Source organism: Acinetobacter sp. AOR12_HL, assembly GCF_027855275.1.
In the GTDB taxonomy this organism is placed as follows: Bacteria; Pseudomonadota; Gammaproteobacteria; order Pseudomonadales; family Moraxellaceae; genus Acinetobacter; species Acinetobacter baumannii.
On the sequence record NZ_JAKTIJ010000039.1, the window covers coordinates 46,932 to 65,861 of the forward strand.

An 18,930-nucleotide genomic window follows, 5' to 3' on the forward strand; every position below is an offset into this window, starting at 1 on the left:
GCTCTTATTAAATAATTCCCGCATCTTTTAGGGCATTGCGGAGAGGTTCGCGATATTGCTCAGCGAGAGGAGTGAGTGGTAAACGAATACCAGTATCAATCAGTCCCATCTCATGTAGTGCCCATTTCACAGGAATTGGGTTTGATTCGCAAAATAGAATATTGTGTAAATTTGCAATCTTATTGTTAAGCGTCTTTGCTTGTTGCTCATCTTTTGCAATTGCAACCGCACATACTTCGCTCATTGCTTTAGGTGCAATGTTTGCAGTAACCGAGATATTACCGTCTGCGCCAAGAAGCATAAGTTCCCATGCAGTTTCATCGTCACCTGAGTACACAGCCATCTTGCCGTTTAAAGCATCGATTAAAGCTTTACCGCGCGGTACGTCACCTGTTGCATCTTTAATGCCGACAATATTTGGAATTTCCGCTAAACGAACAGCTGTATCGTTTGACAAATCTACACCTGTACGACCAGGTACGTTGTAAAGAATAAGCGGTAATTCAACAGCTTCAGCAATCGCTTTATAGTGTTGGTAAAGGCCTTCTTGAGTCGGCTTGTTATAGTATGGGGTTACAAGTAAAGCTGCATCTGCGCCAAGGTCTTTGGCAGCTTTAGTTAATTCGATTGCTTCACGGGTTGAGTTTGCACCAGTACCGGCAATAATTGGAATACGTTTGTTGGCTACACGAATAATTTCTTTAATAACCTGTGTGTGCTCTTCCATGCTCAATGTTGAGGCTTCGCCGGTTGTACCGACGGCTACAATACTGTTTGTACCTTGTTCTATGTGCCACTCAACCAGCTTCTCAAGACTCTTCCAATCTACACCGCCATCTTTCAACATGGGAGTGACGATTGCGACGATTGAGCCTTGAATGGTCTGTGCTTGCTGAGTCATTTTAAAAAATATCCTATTTATCCATCCGAATCTGAGGTAAGAAAAACAAAATGTGGGATGGTTGCAGTATTTTGATTGTCCAGTTCTAACAATAACAGATTGTTGAATGACAATTATGCAAATTATGACTGATCAGACGCATAAGAACAATATGCTTGACTGATAAACCCTATGTAAACTTGAGCAAAACATAGAATGCCAATTTGATCATTTCAAGTAAAAGACAGTAAAAATGAGAATATGGTGCAATTCTTCCAACCTCTACTTAACACGGTCTTTTTTATGGCAAGATAAAATGCATATTTTTCCCGAATGGGACTTAAGATGGCATGAAAATGAATAAACAACCACAAAATTCGGCTTTAGTCGTAGTTGACGTGCAAAATGGTTTTACCCCTGGTGGAAACCTAGCAGTTGCCGACGCCGATACGATTATTCCAACCATTAACCAATTGGCAGGTTGTTTTGAAAATGTAGTCCTCACTCAAGACTGGCATCCGGATAATCACATTTCTTTTGCAGCCAACCATCCGGGCAAGCAACCATTTGAAACGATTGAACTGGATTATGGATCACAGGTGCTTTGGCCTAAGCATTGTATACAAGGCACTCATGATGCCGAATTTCATCCGGATTTAAATATCCCGACAGCTCAACTGATTATCCGAAAAGGTTTTCATGCTCATATTGATAGTTACTCAGCTTTTATGGAAGCCGACCACTCAACAATGACAGGTTTAACGGGTTACTTAAAAGAACGTGGTATTGATACGGTCTATGTGGTCGGAATTGCCACAGACTTTTGTGTCGCATGGACTGCTTTAGATGCGGTTAAGCAAGGCTTTAAAACTTTAGTGGTTGAAGATGCTTGTAAAGGTATTGATCTTAATGGTTCATTAGAACAAGCGTGGCAAACTATGCAGCAACAAGGGGTTATCCGTATTCAATCGACTGATCTGTTGAATGAATGCTAGAGATACTGATTTTGATGCTTGGACTTTAATTGCGATTTGGTATGGATGAACAGTATGTCTGCATTACTCCGTTTTACTCAGTTTGTTCAAAAGACGTTTGCCCTATGGGTAATTATTTTCGCAGCTCTGGCGCTATGGCAACCTGAATTTTTTGTTTGGCTCAAAGCGTACATCCCATGGATTTTGGGCATTATTATGCTTGGCATGGGAATGACCATGACCGTTGATGATTTTAAAGGGGTACTACAAAGCCCTAAAGCTGTGTTAATTGGGGTTGTCGCGCAGTTTGTGGTGATGCCGGGCTTGGCATTTATTTTATGTAAATTATTTAATTTGCCTCCTGAAATTGCGGTCGGCGTTATTTTGGTCGGTTGTTGCCCAGGAGGAACAGCTTCAAATGTCATTACCTATATGGCCAAAGGCAATGTGGCTTTATCGGTCGCCTGTACCTCGGTATCAACACTCTTGGCTCCTGTGTTAACACCTGCAATTTTCTATCTACTCGCCAGCCAATGGCTAAAGATTGACGCGGCTTCGATGTTTATTTCGATTTTGCAGGTCGTACTACTTCCGATTGTGATTGGGCTGATTTTGCGAACTTGGCTTAAACGTCAGGTTGAATCCTATATTCAAGTCATGCCATTAGTTTCAGTGATTGCAATTGTAGCGATTGTGGCAGCCATTATTGGTGGCAGTAAAGTAGCTATTTTACAGTCGGGTTTGCTCATTTTGGCGGTAGTGATATTGCATAATGGGCTTGGATATTTATTAGGTTTTGCCGCAGCGCGTTTCTTTAAATTGCCTTATGCGGACAGTAAAGCAATTGCGGTAGAAGTAGGAATGCAAAACTCAGGCTTAGGCGTGGCGCTTGCAGCAGTGCATTTTGCGGCTTCCCCGATTACTGCCGTACCAAGTGCTATTTTCAGCCTTTGGCATAATATTTCTGGTCCTGCACTTGCGACTTATTGGGCAAGTAAACACAAACAAGAATAACTGTGTAAACGATATACATTAGAAAAGAAGACCAAACAGATAGTTTGGTCTTTTTATTTAAAGCACTTTTTATTTGAGCTGAATTTAAAACTGGTATGTCTTTTGCTTCGAATTGATGCACTAAAAATAACGTGAATATCGACATAAATCGCAAAGAAAAAAATAAGGCATTTTTTTGATGAACCAGATTTTTAAATTATTTATTCCCATGCTCTCTAGCAATTTAATTGTAGTTTTAAGTGGATTGATTGATATTGCTTATGTAGGGCATTTTAGTAATGACCATGTTGCCGCCTTATCGGTGACCTTATCTTTATATACAGTGGTTTATGTCATTGGAATGGGGATACTGCAAGGTGTGATGCTTAAGCTCTCGGAAGCTTATGGTTGCCATGACATACTACGTATTCGTCAAATTTTTATTCAAGGCGTTTGGCTGATGTTATGTTCGGCATTGGTGAGTATTGCCTTGCTTTACTTGTTCCGTGATTTACCAAAATTATTTGGTGCATCTGAGCATGTCGTTTCAATTACTAAAAACTGTATTTGGGCTTTGGTATTTATTTTACCTGCCCATTTATTGATGCGCTTATTTACAGCTTTGTCTCAGGTCACTGAAAATGCGTATAAGGTTTTATTATCAGATAGTCTTTTCTTCGTTCTTAAAATTATTTTGTCCTATCTTCTGATTTATGGTGTTGCTTTATTTTCAATTCCGCCACTCGGGGCGATAGGGGCGTTGTTAGCCACTATCATTGTACGGTGGTTTATGTTGGCCGTTTATTACCTGTTTTTTCTAGAGAAAAGGTACATCTTTATTGAACATCCAGAACAGTCAGTTGAAGATAGCCGGCAAAGTCTGTGTATGATTTTAAAAATAGGGATACCTACTGCGATCATGGCGTTGATGGACGTTGTTGCATTTTGTTCAGTTGCTATTCTGATTTTGCCTTTCGGGAGTGTGGTGTCTGCAGCCCATCAAATTGTCGCGAGCACTGGCGGTTTCATGTTTATTTTTCCTTCATCAATTGCCTCGGCTTATAGCATTTTGGTGTCAAGAACTATGGGTAGCGGAAACATGAAAGAAGCAGACAAAATTGCCAGACAAAGTATATGGGTCATTATGGCAGTGAGTGGCAGTTTATCCTTGTGTTTATGGTTGGAGCGGGGCTTAATTGTCACGTTCTATTCAGATGATTTGGCTGTACAGATTTTGGCTGCATCACTGCTCTTGATTGTCTGCATGTCTCATTTTCTCGATGGTTTAATGACGTTACTAACCTCTTTGCTGCGTTGTTGGGATGTGTCGATTTTACCTATGCTGATTTTTTTAGTCGTGGTGCTATGTTTCGGATTGGGCGGTGGTTGGTGGATGGCTTATAAAGGACTGCACTGGGGGAGTCACTCTATATCTGCAATGGGAATTTATGGTTTCTGGAGTATGGCAGCCATAAGCTATTTAGTAGCTTGTGTATTGAGTGCCTTCTGTTTTCGTTTTAGAAAGCAATTAAGAGGTTTTTGATTAGGTAGATCAACACAACCTTAAAGAGGGTGTGCTGTTAACCATTCTTCAATCTCATTTTCAGAAATCACTTCAAAACCATGGCGCTGTAACAGTGCCGTGGTAATCCCAACACCCGTGATCTTCTCGCCTTGAAAAGTACCGTTATAAATTTTTTGACTACCACAAGACGGACTGTTTTCTTTTAAAACCACACAAGTTGCTTGTATTTGCCGTGCAATGTCTAAAGTACGGTAGGCGCCTTTTAAATATAGCTTAGTCACATCTAAACCAGATGAATCCATGATTTTTGCCTTACCATCAAGCACATCTTGACCCGTACCCCCAACAATTTCTGCAGGTAACCTTGGAGTAGTAAAACCACCTAATAACTCCGGACAAAGTGCATGCGCTTTTTTATTTAAAAATAACTGCTTAAGTGTAGTGTGTAAGCAAGAGCGGCCATCGTAGCGTACAGGCTCCCCAATTAAACAGGCACTGATTAAAAGCATGGTTTTTCCGCCCTTAGAACTTTAAAAGCCATGTGAGTGTACCCAATGATTTATAAAATATGAAATCTAAAACAAGCACAAACAAACGAAGTAATTTGATTAATAAATTACACAATTCATAATTAAATTATGTATTGCATAATTTAATTGTTTTTAGTAGCATCTGTCTTAAGGTAAATGGCCATTGGAGGTCCAACAAGGATGTTGGCCTCCATAAATCTAGGAATAACTTTAGGAAAAGACGATTTTTAAAGGTTTATTGAAAAATCTCAATCGTACTTTTAGATAAGAAAGGACAGTGTGTATGGAAAACAAACACCATATAGAAGGGAAATTAATCATCAGCTTTGCGCTCACTCAATCTTCGTTTTAGTTATTGGTTTTTTTCTCATAGGATGCGTTGGGCTAAGGCATTTTGACGGTTCAAACATACTCCCAGCAAATGCGTATTCTATAGAGAAAGGAGCTGACCAGATCAGCATGAGAAGTAAACGGATCAGGTAATTACCAGAGGGAAACTAGATGGATATTTTAGAGAACCCATTAGAATTATGCGGTTTTGCATTTATTGAGTTTGTTTCAAAAGAAAATGAATTAGATCCAATTTTTGAAACAATCGGCTTTTCAAAAGTAGCCAAGCATAAATCGAAAAAAGCGTACTTATGGCGTCAAGGAAATATCAATATTATCCTGAATTATCAGCCAGAATCTTATGCTTCATTCTTTTTTAATGAGCATGGTCCATCTGCTTGTGCGATGGGATTCAAAACTCGTGATGCAGCAAAAGCTTTTAAAAAGGCGGTTGAACTTGGTGCAGAACCAATGTACTCAAAAGTTGGGCCAATGGAGCTTAACATTCCGGCAATTAAAGGTATTGGTGGCATGCCAATCTTCTTGGTTGACCGCGATATTTATGAAAATGACTTTGTTTTCTTCGATGATGCGCAGCGTAACCCTGAAGGTGCGGGTTTAAAAGAAATCGACCACTTAACTCATAACGTCTACAAAGGACGTATGGAGTATTGGGCAAACTTCTACGAGAAGATTTTTAACTTCCAGGAAATTCGTTATTTCGACATTAAAGGTGAATATACAGGTTTAACCTCTAAAGCATTAACTGCACCAGATGGCATGATCCGTATTCCTTTAAATGAAGACTCAGACAAGGGTAACGGCCAAATTGCAGAATTCTTAGCTGATTTTAATGGCGAAGGTATTCAGCATATCGCGTTTATTTGTGATGACTTAATTTCGACTTGGGATAAGTTAAAAGGCTTGGGTCTTAAGTTTATGACACCACCGCCAAATACGTATTATGAAATGCTTGAAGAGCGTTTACCTGAACATGGTGAACCAACTGAAGAGTTAAAACAACGCGGTATTTTATTAGACGGCAGTACTAAAGATGGCCAGAAGAAGCTTTTATTACAAATCTTCTCTGAAAATATGATTGGGCCAGTCTTCTTTGAATTTATTCAACGTAAAGATGACGACGGTTTCGGTGAAGGTAACTTCAAAGCACTGTTTGAATCGATTGAACGTGACCAGATTCGCCGTGGTGTGCTCGAAGCAAAATAAGTTTTGCTTTGTCTCTAATCTAAAAAAACCAAGAGCAATGCTCTTGGTTTTTTTATGGCTATTGATTAGCGGCTTTTAATATATTGATTAATTGAATTAATCTCATTTTTAAGTGTTTCAATAATTTTACTTTGTGGATCGACGGGTAAAAACATCTCGCTATCAAGCGCCACAATACAAAACTCAATCCCTTGGTTTGAGTTAAATACTGGCAGGCCTACTGCGTTAATACCGGTAAGTAAATCACCTTTCGCCGCAGACATTTGTTGTTGGCGGATCGTCTCTTTAAGTTCTAAAAATTCTTCCCAGTTATGTGGCGCAATGTTTAGCCCAAGTTCCTGATGTTTTTGCCACTCAGTTTCTAATAAAGGACGAACAAAATGCTCAGGAAGGTAAGAAGCAAATAAACGCCCAGCAGCAGAATTGACTAAAGGCATAATTGAGCCAACTTTGGTCACAATCGAAATTGGGTGGTTAGATTCAATCGATTGAACCACGACAGGGCCTTTGGGTGACCACTTACTAATTTGAATACCACAGCCAATTTTGCTTTGTAAGTCGTAAATTAAATGTTGTACTAACTGTAAAGTATCGCTGTGCTGAATGCAGTTTAAGCCTAAACGCCATGCTTGATCACCTAAGGCATATTGGCCATCCTCAAGTTGTTTGGCGTAATCCATGCGAATTAGGCTCACCAAGTAGCGGTGTACTTTGGCAGGATGCATCTCAAGCTTACTAGATAAGTCTTTGAGAATAATGGGTTGATTGTGCTCTAAAAGGGCATTTAGTACGGATAAGCCAACTTCAAGTGATTGAACCCCCCCAGATATTTTTTCTTCAATCATTTAAATACCCTTAATCGATTTATTTCAGCAGTTAAACAGTTTTATTCAGAACATGAATTGGCATTGATGCGTTTTACATCATGCCTGAGCCTATAGAAAAATAGAAATCACCTTTTTCTATTAGCGAAATTCACATGTTTAATAATCCACAATTTTTACAAATACCTTCATCTTACATTTATAGCGTAAATTGATAGAGGTTTAGTAGATTTAAACAATATAAATCGGCATTGATATAGAACAGTTCATTTAAACTATTCCCATCAATGCCGACTTTAAAACGATTGCTTTGAAAGAATTACGCGCCTAATTCTTCTTCATGCAAGAAATGAGTATGGTGTGGAGCGCGTTTGGTTTTGCTCCATTCCTCTAACATTTCAGTTTTCATTTCTTCAGTAATTTTTGCAATTTTTTCTTCAGCATGTGCATCGTTATAAGTCAGTTCTAAACGATGTCCATTTGGGTCAAAGAAATAAATTGAGTGGAAGATACCGTGGTTGGTAATCCCTAACACTTTAACACCGTTGTCTTCCAAATGTTTTTTGGCAGTTAAAAGGGCATTTAAATCTTCAACTTCAAAGGCAATATGTTGCACCCATTGAGGCGTATTTTCATCACGGCCCATTTCTGGTTGGGTTGGCAATTCAAAAAATGCTAAAACGTTGCCTTGACCTGCATCTAGGAATAAATGCATATACGGGTCAAAAGCTTTCGTTGAAGGTACATGGTCTTCTGCAAAAGCTAAGATAAAGTCCATGTTGAGCATTTTTTTATACCACTCAACAGTTTCTTTCGCATCCTTACAGCGATATGCAACGTGATGTATTTTTTTAATGGCAAATGTCATGTTGAAACTCCTTTTTACTATTCCCAATCTGGTTGTTGTTCTGGCGCCGCGTTATAGAAGGCTGGGATAGACAAACAATGTTGATAAATTAATTCAATTTTTGGAAACGCCGACAAATCAATCTTGAAGCGTTTCGCGTTGTAAACCTGTGGAATTAGGCAGCAGTCGGCAATGGTTGCTTGTTGTCCAAAACAAAATTGCCCATTTGAATCTTGAAGTTGCTGTTCGAGTGTTTGAAAACCTTCAAGAATCCAGTGCTGATACCAGTAATTTTTTTGTTCGTCCGAAACATTTAAATCATTTTTTAAATATTTCAGCACGCGTAAGTTATTTAACGGGTGAATATCACAAGCGATTGCTTGGGCAAAAGCACGGATTTTGGCTCTTTCTTTCACATCATTTGGAAGTAATTTGGTTTCAGGATATTGTTCATCCAGATATTCCAAAATACTTAATGACTGTGACAGGGTTAAATCGCCGTCCACTAAAGTTGGTACTAAGGCACTGCGATTTAAGTTTAAATAGTCTTCGCTTTGCTGCTCATTTTTAACTAAATGAACGGGTACAGTTTCATAAGCGAGATTTTTAAGGTTGAGACCAATCCGTACTCTGTAAGCTGCAGAGCTACGAAAGTAACTATACAGCTTCATAATCAGGCTCCGAAGTTTCTGCAAAATCAAAAGTTAATGCAGGAAGTACCGTATTTCGGACTTCACCAAAACCAATACGGATACCATTTTTCTCACAGTGGCCTTTCATGATGAGTGTATCGCCGTCTTGCAAGAAACCACGAGTTTCACCATTCGCAAGTGTTAGAGGCTTGGTGGTGTTCCAAGTCAACTCAAGCAAGCTACCATAAGAGTCAGGTGTAGAACCTGAGATAGTACCTGAACCCATTAAATCACCAACCTGAACGTTACAGCCTCCAATGGTGTGGTGAGTTAGCTGCTGAGCCATAGACCAATACATATATTTAAAATTAGTACGGCAGATCACATCAGGTTGTGTTGATTTCGGGCTTTGAATTTCAACACTCAAATTAATGTCGTAACTATTCGCGATATTTTCTTGTAGATACGCTAAAGGTTTAGGCTCTTGTTTTGGGCCTTCCACTTTAAATGGCTCAAGTGCTTCAAGCGTGACTACCCAAGGTGAGATGGCACTAGCAAAAGATTTTGAATTAAAAGGACCTAGAGGTACATATTCCCATTGCTGGATATCGCGCGCTGACCAGTCATTGAGTAATACCATTCCAAAAATATGGTCCCAAGCATTTTCAATTGAGATTGGCTGGCCAAGCTCCGTTGGTTTACCAATAACAAATGCTGTTTCAAGTTCGAAATCGAGTTTACGCGTAGCTGAGAAAACTGGACGCTCTTCATTTGGAAGTTTAATTTGTCCAGATGGGCGCACGACTTGAGTGCCACTGACTACAACAGAGCTAGCACGGCCATTGTAACCAACAGGCAATTCAGTCCAGTTTGGAAGTAAGGCATTTTTAGGGTCGCGGAACATACAGCCTACATTGGTGGCATGTTCTTTAGAAGAATAGAAATCGGTATAACCAGATACTTGAAGTGGTAAATGCAAAGTCACGCTGTCTTGCTTAACCAAAACTTCTTGGCGCAATGCTTCGTTTTCTTGAAGCGTTAAATTATCAACTGAAAGAAGAGACTGTAGCGTTTTACGAACTTTAGACCAATTGGCTTTGCCTGATTCAATAAATTTATTCAGTGTAGGCTGGTTAAAGTAGGTGTCTTGATCTGAAAGTTTTAAAAGACCATGCTTTTCAAGAGCAGCGAGATCAATGACCCAATCACCGATAGCTACACCGACCTGACGCTCGCCTTCGGCTGTTCTACTAAAAATACCATAAGGCAAATTATGAATAGTGAAATCAGATTGAGGTGAAACTTCAATAAAAGAGTTTAGTTTTTGTTCCATTTTCGCTTCCTTGTCTTCATCTCGCGTCTTATACAAATAAAAGTTCGGTCTAGGGACTGAGCTACTCAATAAGTTTTAACCGTTATTTAGATCATCTTTTTACTTATGAGTTTGATAGAGACCGAGAACAACCAATTACTTCATGGTTCTTATAATACTGAATTCATAAAATTACGCAATACATAATTTAATTACACATTGCATAATAATTGTTATTTCTTGCATTTTCTGTTTTCATGCGCGGTTGTGAGAAAAGTAACGCAATTATTTTTTCATCAATCTCTATGAAAATCCGATCAATTTATGATATACGTAATTTATTGGAAAAAAATTACGTGACAAGGATGAGAATAATCATATGTCAACACAAGAGCAAGGAAACCTGAAACATGGTTTGAGTAATCGTCACATCCAGCTGATTGCGTTGGGTGGAGCGATTGGTACAGGGCTGTTTCTTGGTATATCACAATCGATTAAATTGGCAGGTCCATCGGTAATCTTGGGTTATGCGATTGCAGGATTTATTGCTTTTTTAATGATGCGCCAGCTCGGTGAAATGGTCGTAGAAGAACCTGTAAGTGGGTCTTTTAGCCACTTCGCTTACAAATATTGGGGACCTTTTGCAGGTTTCATGTCAGGATGGAATTACTGGGTACTCAATGTACTTGTGTGTATGGCAGAGTTAAGTGCAATTGGTCTTTATATTCAATATTGGTGGCCGCAAATCCCAACGTGGGCATCTGCTCTAACGTTCTTTATTCTCATTAATGGTATCAATTTACTGCATGTTAAGTTTTTTGGCGAAATGGAATTTTGGTTTTCTATTGTCAAAATCTTAGCAATTTTAGCCATGATCGGTTTCGGTTCATATTTACTTGCAACCGGCACAGCAGGGCCTCAGGCCAGTATTTCTAACCTTTGGGCATTAGGTGGTTTCTTCCCATTTGGTATTGAAGGCTTGGTTATGGCTATGGCTGTGATTATTTTTGCTTTTGGCGGTATTGAGCTTTTTGGTATTACTGCTGCTGAAGCGCGTGATCCAGACAAAACTTTACCTAAAGCTGTAAACCAGATTATCTATCGTATTTTGATTTTCTATATTGCGACACTTTTTGTTTTATTCTCATTATTTCCGTGGAATCAAATGGCAGAAGGTGGCAGTCCTTTTGTGATGGTCTTTGCCTCTTTAGATAGCCAAGGTGTTGCGACATTATTAAATTTCGTTATTTTGACAGCTGCGGTTTCCGTCTATAACGGAACCAGCTATTGCAGCAGCCGTATGCTTTTAGGTCTTGCCCAACAAGGTAATGCCCCGAAAGCTCTTGCCCGTATTAATAAACGCGGTATTCCAACCAATGCGGTTCTAGTCTCTGCATTTGTAACGGTATTGTGTGTTTTACTTAATTATATTTTCCCTGAAAAAGCATTTGGTTTACTCATGATGCTTGTCGTAGCAGCGATTGTAATTAACTGGGTAGTGATTTCATGGACACATTTAAAATTCCGTAAATTCATGCAACGTCAAGGTCAAACGACTAAATTCCCAAGCTTCATGTATCCATTTAGCAACTATCTTTGCATGGCATTTATGCTTGGAATTTTAGTTGTGATGTCTTTAACGCCAGACATGCGTGTGGCAGTTATGATGATTCCAGGATGGATTTTGTGTTTGATGGTGGCTTATCAATTTAAGCGCCGTAAAATAAAAGCTGAGCAGCCTGTACATGCTTTAGAAGCCGATATGTAATTAGGTCTTAGATAGAAGCTAAAGAGGACGTATAAATACGTCCTTTTTTATTTTTTAAAATTTACAACAGAAATTAAAGGATTTAATAATTGTTATATTATAACATTTCTGAAATTAAGTGATTAAAGGCTTCCAGATGTTTAGGGAAGATAGAATATATTTATGAAGCGTTATTTAGGTTTACTCGTATTATCTCTGGCGGCTTGTAGTACTCAAACACCCCAGCCGACGATTACTCATCGCTCTCCCTCTTTGCCTCAACCATCTAAAACTGTGGTTAAAATCAAACAACAGCCTGAAGATTATATCGTTTGGATTGCAACTGCAGATCACAGACAGTCTGTACAAGCTTATAAGCAATTTCTTAAGCAAAAAGGACTTGCCGATTTAGTTCCAGACCACGAGTTATTACGTTCAGCCCGAGACTGGCAAAAATGTGGAGTTGAGCCTTACGCAGTGCCACCAAGCGAGATTTGGTCCAATATTGTTCCGACGCTCAATATATTAAAAGCATTGGTTGATGATGGTGTAATTAACGATTTTGAAGTGACTTCGGTCTATCGAGCTTTAGCTTTAAACCGCTGTGCAGGTGGTGCTGATGCTTCCCGACATGTCTTTAATGCAGCACTTGATTTTAGAATTGGACCAGAACAGCCTAGCGATTTAGACCAGTTCAATATTCAACAAACTAAAACCAAGCTTTGTCAGTTCTGGGCGACTAAAGGCCAAGCGTTTAATATGGGGCTGGGTGTTTATGCTTCAGGACAAATCCATATTGATAGCCAAGGATTCCGTGCATGGGGGCCAGACCATCACTATAGAACCTCAATTTGTCAGGGACTATAAAAGCAATTTTTTCAAACACTAAGTGATTTGGCTTAGATAAAACTAGAATAAAAACTTGATCAATAGTTATGTTATAACATAACATTATTGTGGTTTAGAAATAGATTACGCCTGTGATCTGGCCATATTTAAATGGCCAACCATGATCAGTTTAAATATTATTCAAAGAGATCAAGCCATGCACACTGCAATCGCCAACTCATTTGCCAAGCTTCCCGTCACTGTTTTATCGGGCTTTTTGGGTGCAGGAAAGACCACATTACTCAACCATATTTTAAATAATCGCGAAAGCCGCCGTATTGCCGTGATTGTTAATGATATGTCTGAGGTGAATATTGATGCGGCATTAGTACGCGAAGGTGGGGCAGAGCTTTCAAGAACAGATGAAAAACTGGTTGAAATGAGTAATGGCTGTATCTGCTGTACGTTACGAGAAGATTTATTGGTTGAGGTGAGACGTTTAGCCAATGAAGGACGCTTTGACCAATTGGTGATTGAGTCAACTGGCATTTCAGAGCCATTACCTGTGGCAGAAACCTTTACCTTTGAAGATGAAGATGGAAACTCACTCAATGAGTTTGCTCGACTCGACACTATGGTTACGGTAGTCGATGCTTTTAACTTTCTTAAAGATTACAGCTCAGTTGACACCCTACAACAACGCGGCGAATCATTAGGCGAGCAAGATGAGAGAACTGTGGTTGACCTTCTTATCGATCAGATTGAGTTTTGTGATGTGATTATACTGAATAAAATTGATTTGATTGATCAGGCTCAGCAAGACCAGCTTATCGCCATTTTAAAAACGTTAAATCCGCGTGCCCGAATTGAAATTGCTCAATTTGGAAAGGTCGCTTTAGATAAAATCTTAAATACACAGTTATTTGATTTTGATGAAGCCGCGCAAGCACCGGGTTGGTTAAAAGAGTTACGCGGCGAGCATACACCTGAAACTGAAGAGTATGGCATTAGTAGCTTTGTTTACCGTGCCCGCCGACCTTTCCATCCAGAGCGTTTTTATGATTTGGTACAGGCTGAATGGCCGGGAGTTGTGCGTTCCAAAGGCTTTTTCTGGTTGGCTGCCGAACCGACATTGGCTTACTCATGGTCACAAGCGGGAGCAATGGCTCGACACGGTTTAGCTGGTTATTGGTGGGCAGCCGTTGCAGAAGAAGACTGGCCGAGTGACTTAGACAGCATCGAACAAATTAAAAAGGTTTGGGATGCTCAAACAGGTGATGCGCGTCAGGAGCTGGTTTTAATTGGTATGCAAATGGATGAGCAAGCTTTAATACAACGCTTGGATAGCTGCTTGTTAAGCGATGAAGAAATGGCTTTAGGACCACAAGCATGGCGGAGCTGGTCTAATCCTTTTAAGCAAGATGATGAAACGATGTTGATTGCTTAATAAAAAAGCCCCATTTTCAAGGGGCTTATTTTTTATGATTTATCTTTGATAAAAACCTTTCGAATGTAGCTGTTAAGTGGGGTGGAATAGTATTTTTCTATTGCTGCGCTAATGATAAAAGTCAGAATCAAATAGCCAATTAAAAGCATAATTTTGATGCTAGAGTCGGTTTGGGCTGGAATAAAAGCAACTTTCATAAGGCCCAGCACAACCAGATGAAACAAATAAGTTTCGTAACTTCTTTGCCCCAACCAGACCATCACTTTGGTAAATAGATTATGTGCTTGGGTTTCGGAAGGATGTTGGAAACACAAAATGAGTAAACCTGTGGCAAGAGCAAATAAGCTAATACCCCATGTACTGACTTCTTTAATGGGCGCATATAAATATAGAGCGGTCATACTCAAAATAATTAGCCATGAAAGAGGTTTTTTATAGGTCCAATTTGGCTGATATTTATGAGAAAAAATGGCAGTTAAACAGCCCACCGCTATACCATCAAAACTTGAAAAATAGTGATATAAATAAGCGCCGCTTTCTTCTCCAAAATGGAGAGACCTAAAATAAGGCCCATATAAAATCACGCCAACAAGTACAGCAACAAAGACCTTATTACTACGGGTGAGTAGACACAATAATGGAAAAACAAAGTAAAAAACTTCTTCTACAGAGAGCGACCACAACACGCCCAAAGCGTAGTTTACCCAACCAAATTTAATAATCAGGATATTCATCCAGAAGGTTAAGGCTGCAAATATGGTTAAAGGATAAGAGACCTCAATGCCATTCGGTGCTTGGTTCATAAAGGGTTTTAAGTCAAATGAACCAAGTATGCTTACACCTAAAATGAGTAATACCAGACACGGTAAAATACGCGCTGCTCGTCGGATATAAAAATGTTTGAGGTTAATTGCAGAAAATTGTTTGTCTCGTTTTAAAGTGTGATGGGTAATTAAAAAACCCGAAATCACAAAAAACATGGTGACGCCATAATTTCCGTTTCTTGCGATGACTGTGCTAAATGCTTCACCTAAGAAATCAAAACCTAACCATGTATCTTTAAGTTTATAGGGAATATTAAAATGATGTAAAAGAACCAAAAGGATAGAAATTCCTCGAAGAATATCTATTTTATAATTACGCATTCGATGTGCTTCCAGTTTTATTAATATACTGTGTGGCAGAAGAATACTATCGATCAGTTATTTTAAATAAAAAATTTAAGCATCATTTCGTAAACCAGAAAAAATGATATTTTTGTTTTCTTGGATGGGGCACTGACTTAGCAAAAATAACTATTAAATAAATGTTGATAAAGCCTTTATATATTTGAATTTCTCTACATAAAACTTTAAATTAGCTCTTGTCGAGCTATGTTTATTTTTTAAACTTTTTAAAATATATTTAATTCATAAATTAACATGTTGTATGTGGTTGTATATACATAGCATGTCAACTAAAATACCTTTTTGCCTGCTGCCTTTTTGAGTATTTGTTATGCCCAGAACATCAAAACAAGAACATACTGAGCTTTCGATTGAAGCTGATAGTCCAGTTCCTTTATATCAGCGCGTAAAACAGCTGATTTCACAAAAGATTTATGAAGGCTCTTGGGCTGTAAATAAAAAAATTCCTTCGGAAAGTGAACTCGTTAATCAACTCGGCTGTAGCCGTATGACGGTAAACCGTGCGCTACGCGAGTTAACAACAGAAGGCTTACTTGTTCGAATTCAGGGTGTTGGTTCTTTCGTTGCTGAAGGGCAAGGCCGAACTGCACTTTTCCAAATTAACAATATTGCCGATGAGATTATTGCACGAAACCATAAGCACCATGCTGAAGTTTTAGTCTTAGAACAAATTTATGCAAATGCAGAGCAAAGCGTGTTAATGCAGACTCGCGAAGGGCAAAAATTATTTCACTCGATTATTGTGCATTATGAAAATGATGTACCTGTTCAGGTCGAAGATCGTTTAGTTGATGCAGCACTGATTCCAGATTATTTAGAACAAGATTTTAAAACCATTACCCCAAATGCTTACCTCATGGCAAAAGCACCCGTGACAGAAGGTGAACACATTGTTGAGGCCGTTTTAGCATCGCCTCAAGAGTGTAAGTGGTTAAAGATTACGAAAGCTGAACCGTGTTTACTCATCCGCCGTCGCACATGGTCAAACAAACAACTCATTTCAAGTGCAAGATTGATTTATCCGGGCAGCCGCTATTATCTCGAAGGGAAATTTAATCCATGATTGAATTGATCAGGGCCGATCAATATACAAAAATGCTTTGGAAAAACGGTGCAGGATTTACTTTAGAAATTGCTCGAAGCCAAGGTGAAGCCGACTTTGAGTGGCGCATTTCGATGGCAGATGTAACAACTTCTGGGCCATTTTCGTTATTTCCCAATAAACAACGCATTATTAGCGTACTTGATGGGCAGGGCATGGTACTGCATGTCGATGACCTTCCTGCCAAAAAGCTGAAACAGGGCGATATTTTTGCTTTTCATGGTGAAAGTCAGGTCCAAAGTGAACTGGTAGACGGTGCAATTCGGGATTTAAATTTAATTTATGATCCTGCAAAGTTTCATGCCCGTTTTCAGTGGTTGAATGAGGCAGCGGAGCAGGCATTTATAAGCTCGGCAGACCTGATTTTTATTTTTAATCAGGGTAGTGAAACGGAAGTGAACGTTGATGAGCATTCCGTTCAGCTTGCTGCTCATGAGACGCTAAAAATTGAGAAAAATGCTAGTGTCACATCAATCAATTTTCCAAAAAAACAGCTCAAAAGTTGCTATATCATTGAGTTAATTCAACGTTAAAAAGATATAATTTACTGATTAAAAAGCACATGTCTTGTTAGAAGATATGTGCTTTTTTTATGTCAGATATAAAAATAAATTAATTTAATTCATAAGTTTATTCAACTTTTTAAAAAAAATACGAGCAAGCCTCTTCACGCCGAAAAATATTTGTGTAGTATATAGATGTATATACAAGTTAATACATTACTATACAAATGCAGAAACAAGTGATGTTCTGCTGATGTAAGCTCAAAGGAAGGAGTCCGACTGTGACAACAACGACAACAAAATTTCGTGATGTAGAAATTCGTGCACCACGCGGCACTGAATTAACGGCTAAGAGTTGGTTAACTGAAGCCCCATTGCGTATGTTGATGAATAACCTTGATCCGGACGTTGCAGAAAACCCGAAAGAATTGGTGGTATACGGTGGTATTGGCCGTGCAGCACGAAACTGGGAATGTTTCGACAAAATTGTAGATACGCTAAAAAATCTTGAAACTGACGAAACGTTATTAGTTCAATCAGGCAAACCAGTAGGTGTATTTAAAACTCATAAAGATGCGCCACGCGTTTTAATTGCAAACTCAAACCTTGTACCGCACTGGGCAAACTGGGAACACTTTAACGAATTAGACGCTAAAGCTTTGGCAATGTACGGTCAAATGACAGCGGGTTCGTGGATCTACATTGGTAGCCAAGGTATTGTACAAGGTACTTATGAAACTTTCGTTGAAGCAGGTCGCCAACACTACAACGGTGACTTAAAAGGCCGTTGGGTTCTTACTGCTGGTTTAGGCGGTATGGGTGGTGCTCAGCCTTTAGCTGCAACACTTGCAGGTGCATGTTCTTTAAACATCGAATGCCAACAAGCAAGTATCGATTTCCGTTTACGTACCCGTTATGTAGACGAACAAGCAACTGATTTAGATGATGCTTTAGCGCGTATTGATCGTTATACAAAAGAAGGTAAAGCAATTTCAATCGCACTTCATGGTAATGCTGCTGAAATTTTACCTGAGCTTGTACGCCGTGGTGTACGTCCAGACATGGTGACTGACCAAACAAGTGCACACGATCCACTTAATGGCTACTTACCAGTAGGCTGGACTTGGGATGAATACCGTGAACGCGCGAAAAAAGAACCGGAAGCTGTTGTAAAAGCTGCGAAACAGTCGATGGCGAAACACGTACAAGCCATGCTTGATTTCCAAAAAATGGGTGTTCCAACATTTGACTATGGCAATAACATCCGTCAAATGGCGAAAGAAGAAGGCGTAGCAAACGCTTTTGATTTCCCGGGCTTCGTACCTGCATACATCCGTCCGTTGTTCTGTCGCGGTATTGGTCCATTCCGTTGGGCAGCGCTTTCTGGTGACCCTGAAGATATTTATAAAACAGATGCCAAAGTTAAAGAGTTAATTCCTGATGATGAGCATTTACATCACTGGTTAGACATGGCTCGTGAACGTATTAGCTTCCAAGGCTTACCAGCGCGTATTTGCTGGGTAGGTTTGGGCTTACGTGCAAAACTTGGTTTGGCATTTAACGAAATGGTTCGTAGCGGTGAATTGTCTGCACCGATCGTGATTGGTCGTGACCACTTAGACTCAGGTTCGGTTGCAAGTCCTAACCGTGAAACTGAAGCAATGCAAGACGGATCAGATGCAGTATCAGACTGGCCTTTATTAAATGCATTGTTAAATACAGCAGGCGGCGCAACTTGGGTGTCTCTACATCATGGTGGTGGTGTAGGTATGGGCTTCTCTCAACACTCAGGCGTTGTGATTGTGTGTGACGGTACAGATGAAGCTGCTGCACGTATTGCTCGCGTACTAACCAATGACCCTGCAACAGGTGTTATGCGTCATGCTGATGCAGGTTATGAAATTGCGATTAACTGTGCCAAAGAGCAAGGCCTACACTTGCCAATGATCACGCAATAAAAATACATGGAAGAACTGGCGGTGCTTTTTGCAATTGTGAAAAGCACCGTCTCAGCAGAATATAGTGCAAAAAATTAGGAAGCC

General features: G+C 39.5%; 17 protein-coding genes. 10 read left to right on the plus strand and 7 right to left on the minus strand.

Annotation, left to right across the window (positions count from 1 at the left end; all coding sequences use genetic code 11):
• Positions 1 to 7: 7 nt before the first annotated feature.
• Positions 8 to 901, minus strand: a complete 894-nt coding sequence (gene dapA / locus MKL36_RS17095) for a 4-hydroxy-tetrahydrodipicolinate synthase (protein ID WP_000193600.1) — start codon at positions 899 to 901, stop codon at positions 8 to 10.
• A 329-nt stretch (positions 902 to 1,230) separates the two neighbouring features.
• Here dapA and pncA point away from each other — a divergent pair, with 329 nt between their 5' ends.
• The 3 genes from pncA (at position 1,231) to MKL36_RS17110 (ending at position 4,390) form a co-directional block, all read left to right on the plus strand.
• The gene (gene pncA, locus MKL36_RS17100) at positions 1,231 to 1,875 is read left to right on the plus strand and encodes a bifunctional nicotinamidase/pyrazinamidase (RefSeq protein ID WP_031993889.1); all 645 of its coding nucleotides are present in this window, start codon (positions 1,231 to 1,233) and stop codon (positions 1,873 to 1,875) included.
• A gap of 54 nt (positions 1,876 to 1,929) precedes the next feature.
• A complete protein-coding gene (locus MKL36_RS17105; protein WP_031964027.1) occupies positions 1,930 to 2,868 on the plus strand; it encodes a bile acid:sodium symporter family protein in 939 nt (312 codons plus the stop codon).
• Positions 2,869 to 3,046: 178 nt separating this feature from the next.
• On the plus strand, positions 3,047 to 4,390 hold the full coding sequence (locus MKL36_RS17110) for an MATE family efflux transporter (protein WP_086374171.1): 1,344 nt from the start codon (positions 3,047 to 3,049) through the stop codon (positions 4,388 to 4,390).
• Between the two features lie 20 nt (positions 4,391 to 4,410).
• Here the strand turns inward: MKL36_RS17110 and MKL36_RS17115 are convergent, their stop codons facing one another.
• A complete protein-coding gene (locus tag MKL36_RS17115; RefSeq protein WP_046127397.1) occupies positions 4,411 to 4,881 on the minus strand; it encodes a DUF523 domain-containing protein in 471 nt (156 codons plus the stop codon).
• Positions 4,882 to 5,403: 522 nt separating this feature from the next.
• On the opposite strand from MKL36_RS17115, the gene hppD reads away from it, so the two are divergent.
• Positions 5,404 to 6,459: a 4-hydroxyphenylpyruvate dioxygenase gene (gene hppD, locus MKL36_RS17120; protein ID WP_000353163.1), complete on the plus strand. Its 1,056-nt coding sequence runs from the start codon at positions 5,404 to 5,406 to the stop codon at positions 6,457 to 6,459.
• 65 nt (positions 6,460 to 6,524) lie between these two features.
• On the opposite strand, the gene MKL36_RS17125 is transcribed toward hppD, so the two are convergent.
• From MKL36_RS17125 to fahA, 4 genes are all read right to left on the minus strand, one after another.
• Complete coding sequence (locus MKL36_RS17125; RefSeq protein WP_000568800.1) at positions 6,525 to 7,304, minus strand: IclR family transcriptional regulator; 780 nt, start codon at positions 7,302 to 7,304, stop codon at positions 6,525 to 6,527.
• Positions 7,305 to 7,602: 298 nt separating this feature from the next.
• Entirely contained in the window at positions 7,603 to 8,151 is a 549-nt protein-coding gene (locus MKL36_RS17130; protein WP_086374172.1) for a VOC family protein, read from the minus strand.
• Positions 8,152 to 8,168: 17 nt separating this feature from the next.
• On the minus strand, positions 8,169 to 8,801 hold the full coding sequence (maiA, locus tag MKL36_RS17135) for a maleylacetoacetate isomerase (RefSeq protein WP_086374173.1): 633 nt from the start codon (positions 8,799 to 8,801) through the stop codon (positions 8,169 to 8,171).
• Entirely contained in the window at positions 8,788 to 10,095 is a 1,308-nt protein-coding gene (gene fahA / locus MKL36_RS17140; RefSeq protein WP_032050077.1) for a fumarylacetoacetase, read from the minus strand. The genes maiA and fahA overlap by 14 nt, the downstream gene beginning before the upstream one ends.
• Positions 10,096 to 10,453: 358 nt before the next feature.
• Here fahA and MKL36_RS17145 point away from each other — a divergent pair, with 358 nt between their 5' ends.
• The 3 genes from MKL36_RS17145 to zigA all read left to right on the plus strand — a co-directional run bounded on the left by MKL36_RS17145 (position 10,454) and on the right by zigA (position 14,096).
• Complete coding sequence (locus tag MKL36_RS17145) at positions 10,454 to 11,842, plus strand: amino acid permease (RefSeq protein WP_000107088.1); 1,389 nt, start codon at positions 10,454 to 10,456, stop codon at positions 11,840 to 11,842.
• 162 nt (positions 11,843 to 12,004) lie between these two features.
• Positions 12,005 to 12,688 (plus strand): D-Ala-D-Ala carboxypeptidase ZrlA, encoded by a 684-nt coding sequence (gene zrlA / locus MKL36_RS17150; RefSeq protein WP_031964024.1) that lies wholly within the window; start codon positions 12,005 to 12,007, stop codon positions 12,686 to 12,688.
• A gap of 142 nt (positions 12,689 to 12,830) precedes the next feature.
• The gene (zigA, locus tag MKL36_RS17155; RefSeq protein ID WP_086374174.1) at positions 12,831 to 14,096 is read left to right on the plus strand and encodes a zinc metallochaperone GTPase ZigA; all 1,266 of its coding nucleotides are present in this window, start codon (positions 12,831 to 12,833) and stop codon (positions 14,094 to 14,096) included.
• 32 nt (positions 14,097 to 14,128) lie between these two features.
• Here zigA and MKL36_RS17160 read toward each other — a convergent pair whose 3' ends face one another.
• Positions 14,129 to 15,241, minus strand: coding sequence for an acyltransferase family protein (locus tag MKL36_RS17160; RefSeq protein ID WP_086374175.1), 1,113 nt, complete (start codon positions 15,239 to 15,241; stop codon positions 14,129 to 14,131).
• 352 nt (positions 15,242 to 15,593) lie between these two features.
• On the opposite strand from MKL36_RS17160, the gene hutC reads away from it, so the two are divergent.
• The 3 genes from hutC to hutU all read left to right on the plus strand — a co-directional run bounded on the left by hutC (position 15,594) and on the right by hutU (position 18,846).
• The gene (gene hutC / locus MKL36_RS17165; RefSeq protein ID WP_001138319.1) at positions 15,594 to 16,346 is read left to right on the plus strand and encodes a histidine utilization repressor; all 753 of its coding nucleotides are present in this window, start codon (positions 15,594 to 15,596) and stop codon (positions 16,344 to 16,346) included.
• Positions 16,343 to 16,918, plus strand: coding sequence for a HutD/Ves family protein (locus tag MKL36_RS17170; protein WP_205665289.1), 576 nt, complete (start codon positions 16,343 to 16,345; stop codon positions 16,916 to 16,918). The genes hutC and MKL36_RS17170 overlap by 4 nt, the downstream gene beginning before the upstream one ends.
• A 251-nt stretch (positions 16,919 to 17,169) precedes the next feature.
• The gene (hutU, locus tag MKL36_RS17175; RefSeq protein ID WP_000214181.1) at positions 17,170 to 18,846 is read left to right on the plus strand and encodes a urocanate hydratase; all 1,677 of its coding nucleotides are present in this window, start codon (positions 17,170 to 17,172) and stop codon (positions 18,844 to 18,846) included.
• Positions 18,847 to 18,930 lie beyond the last annotated feature (84 nt).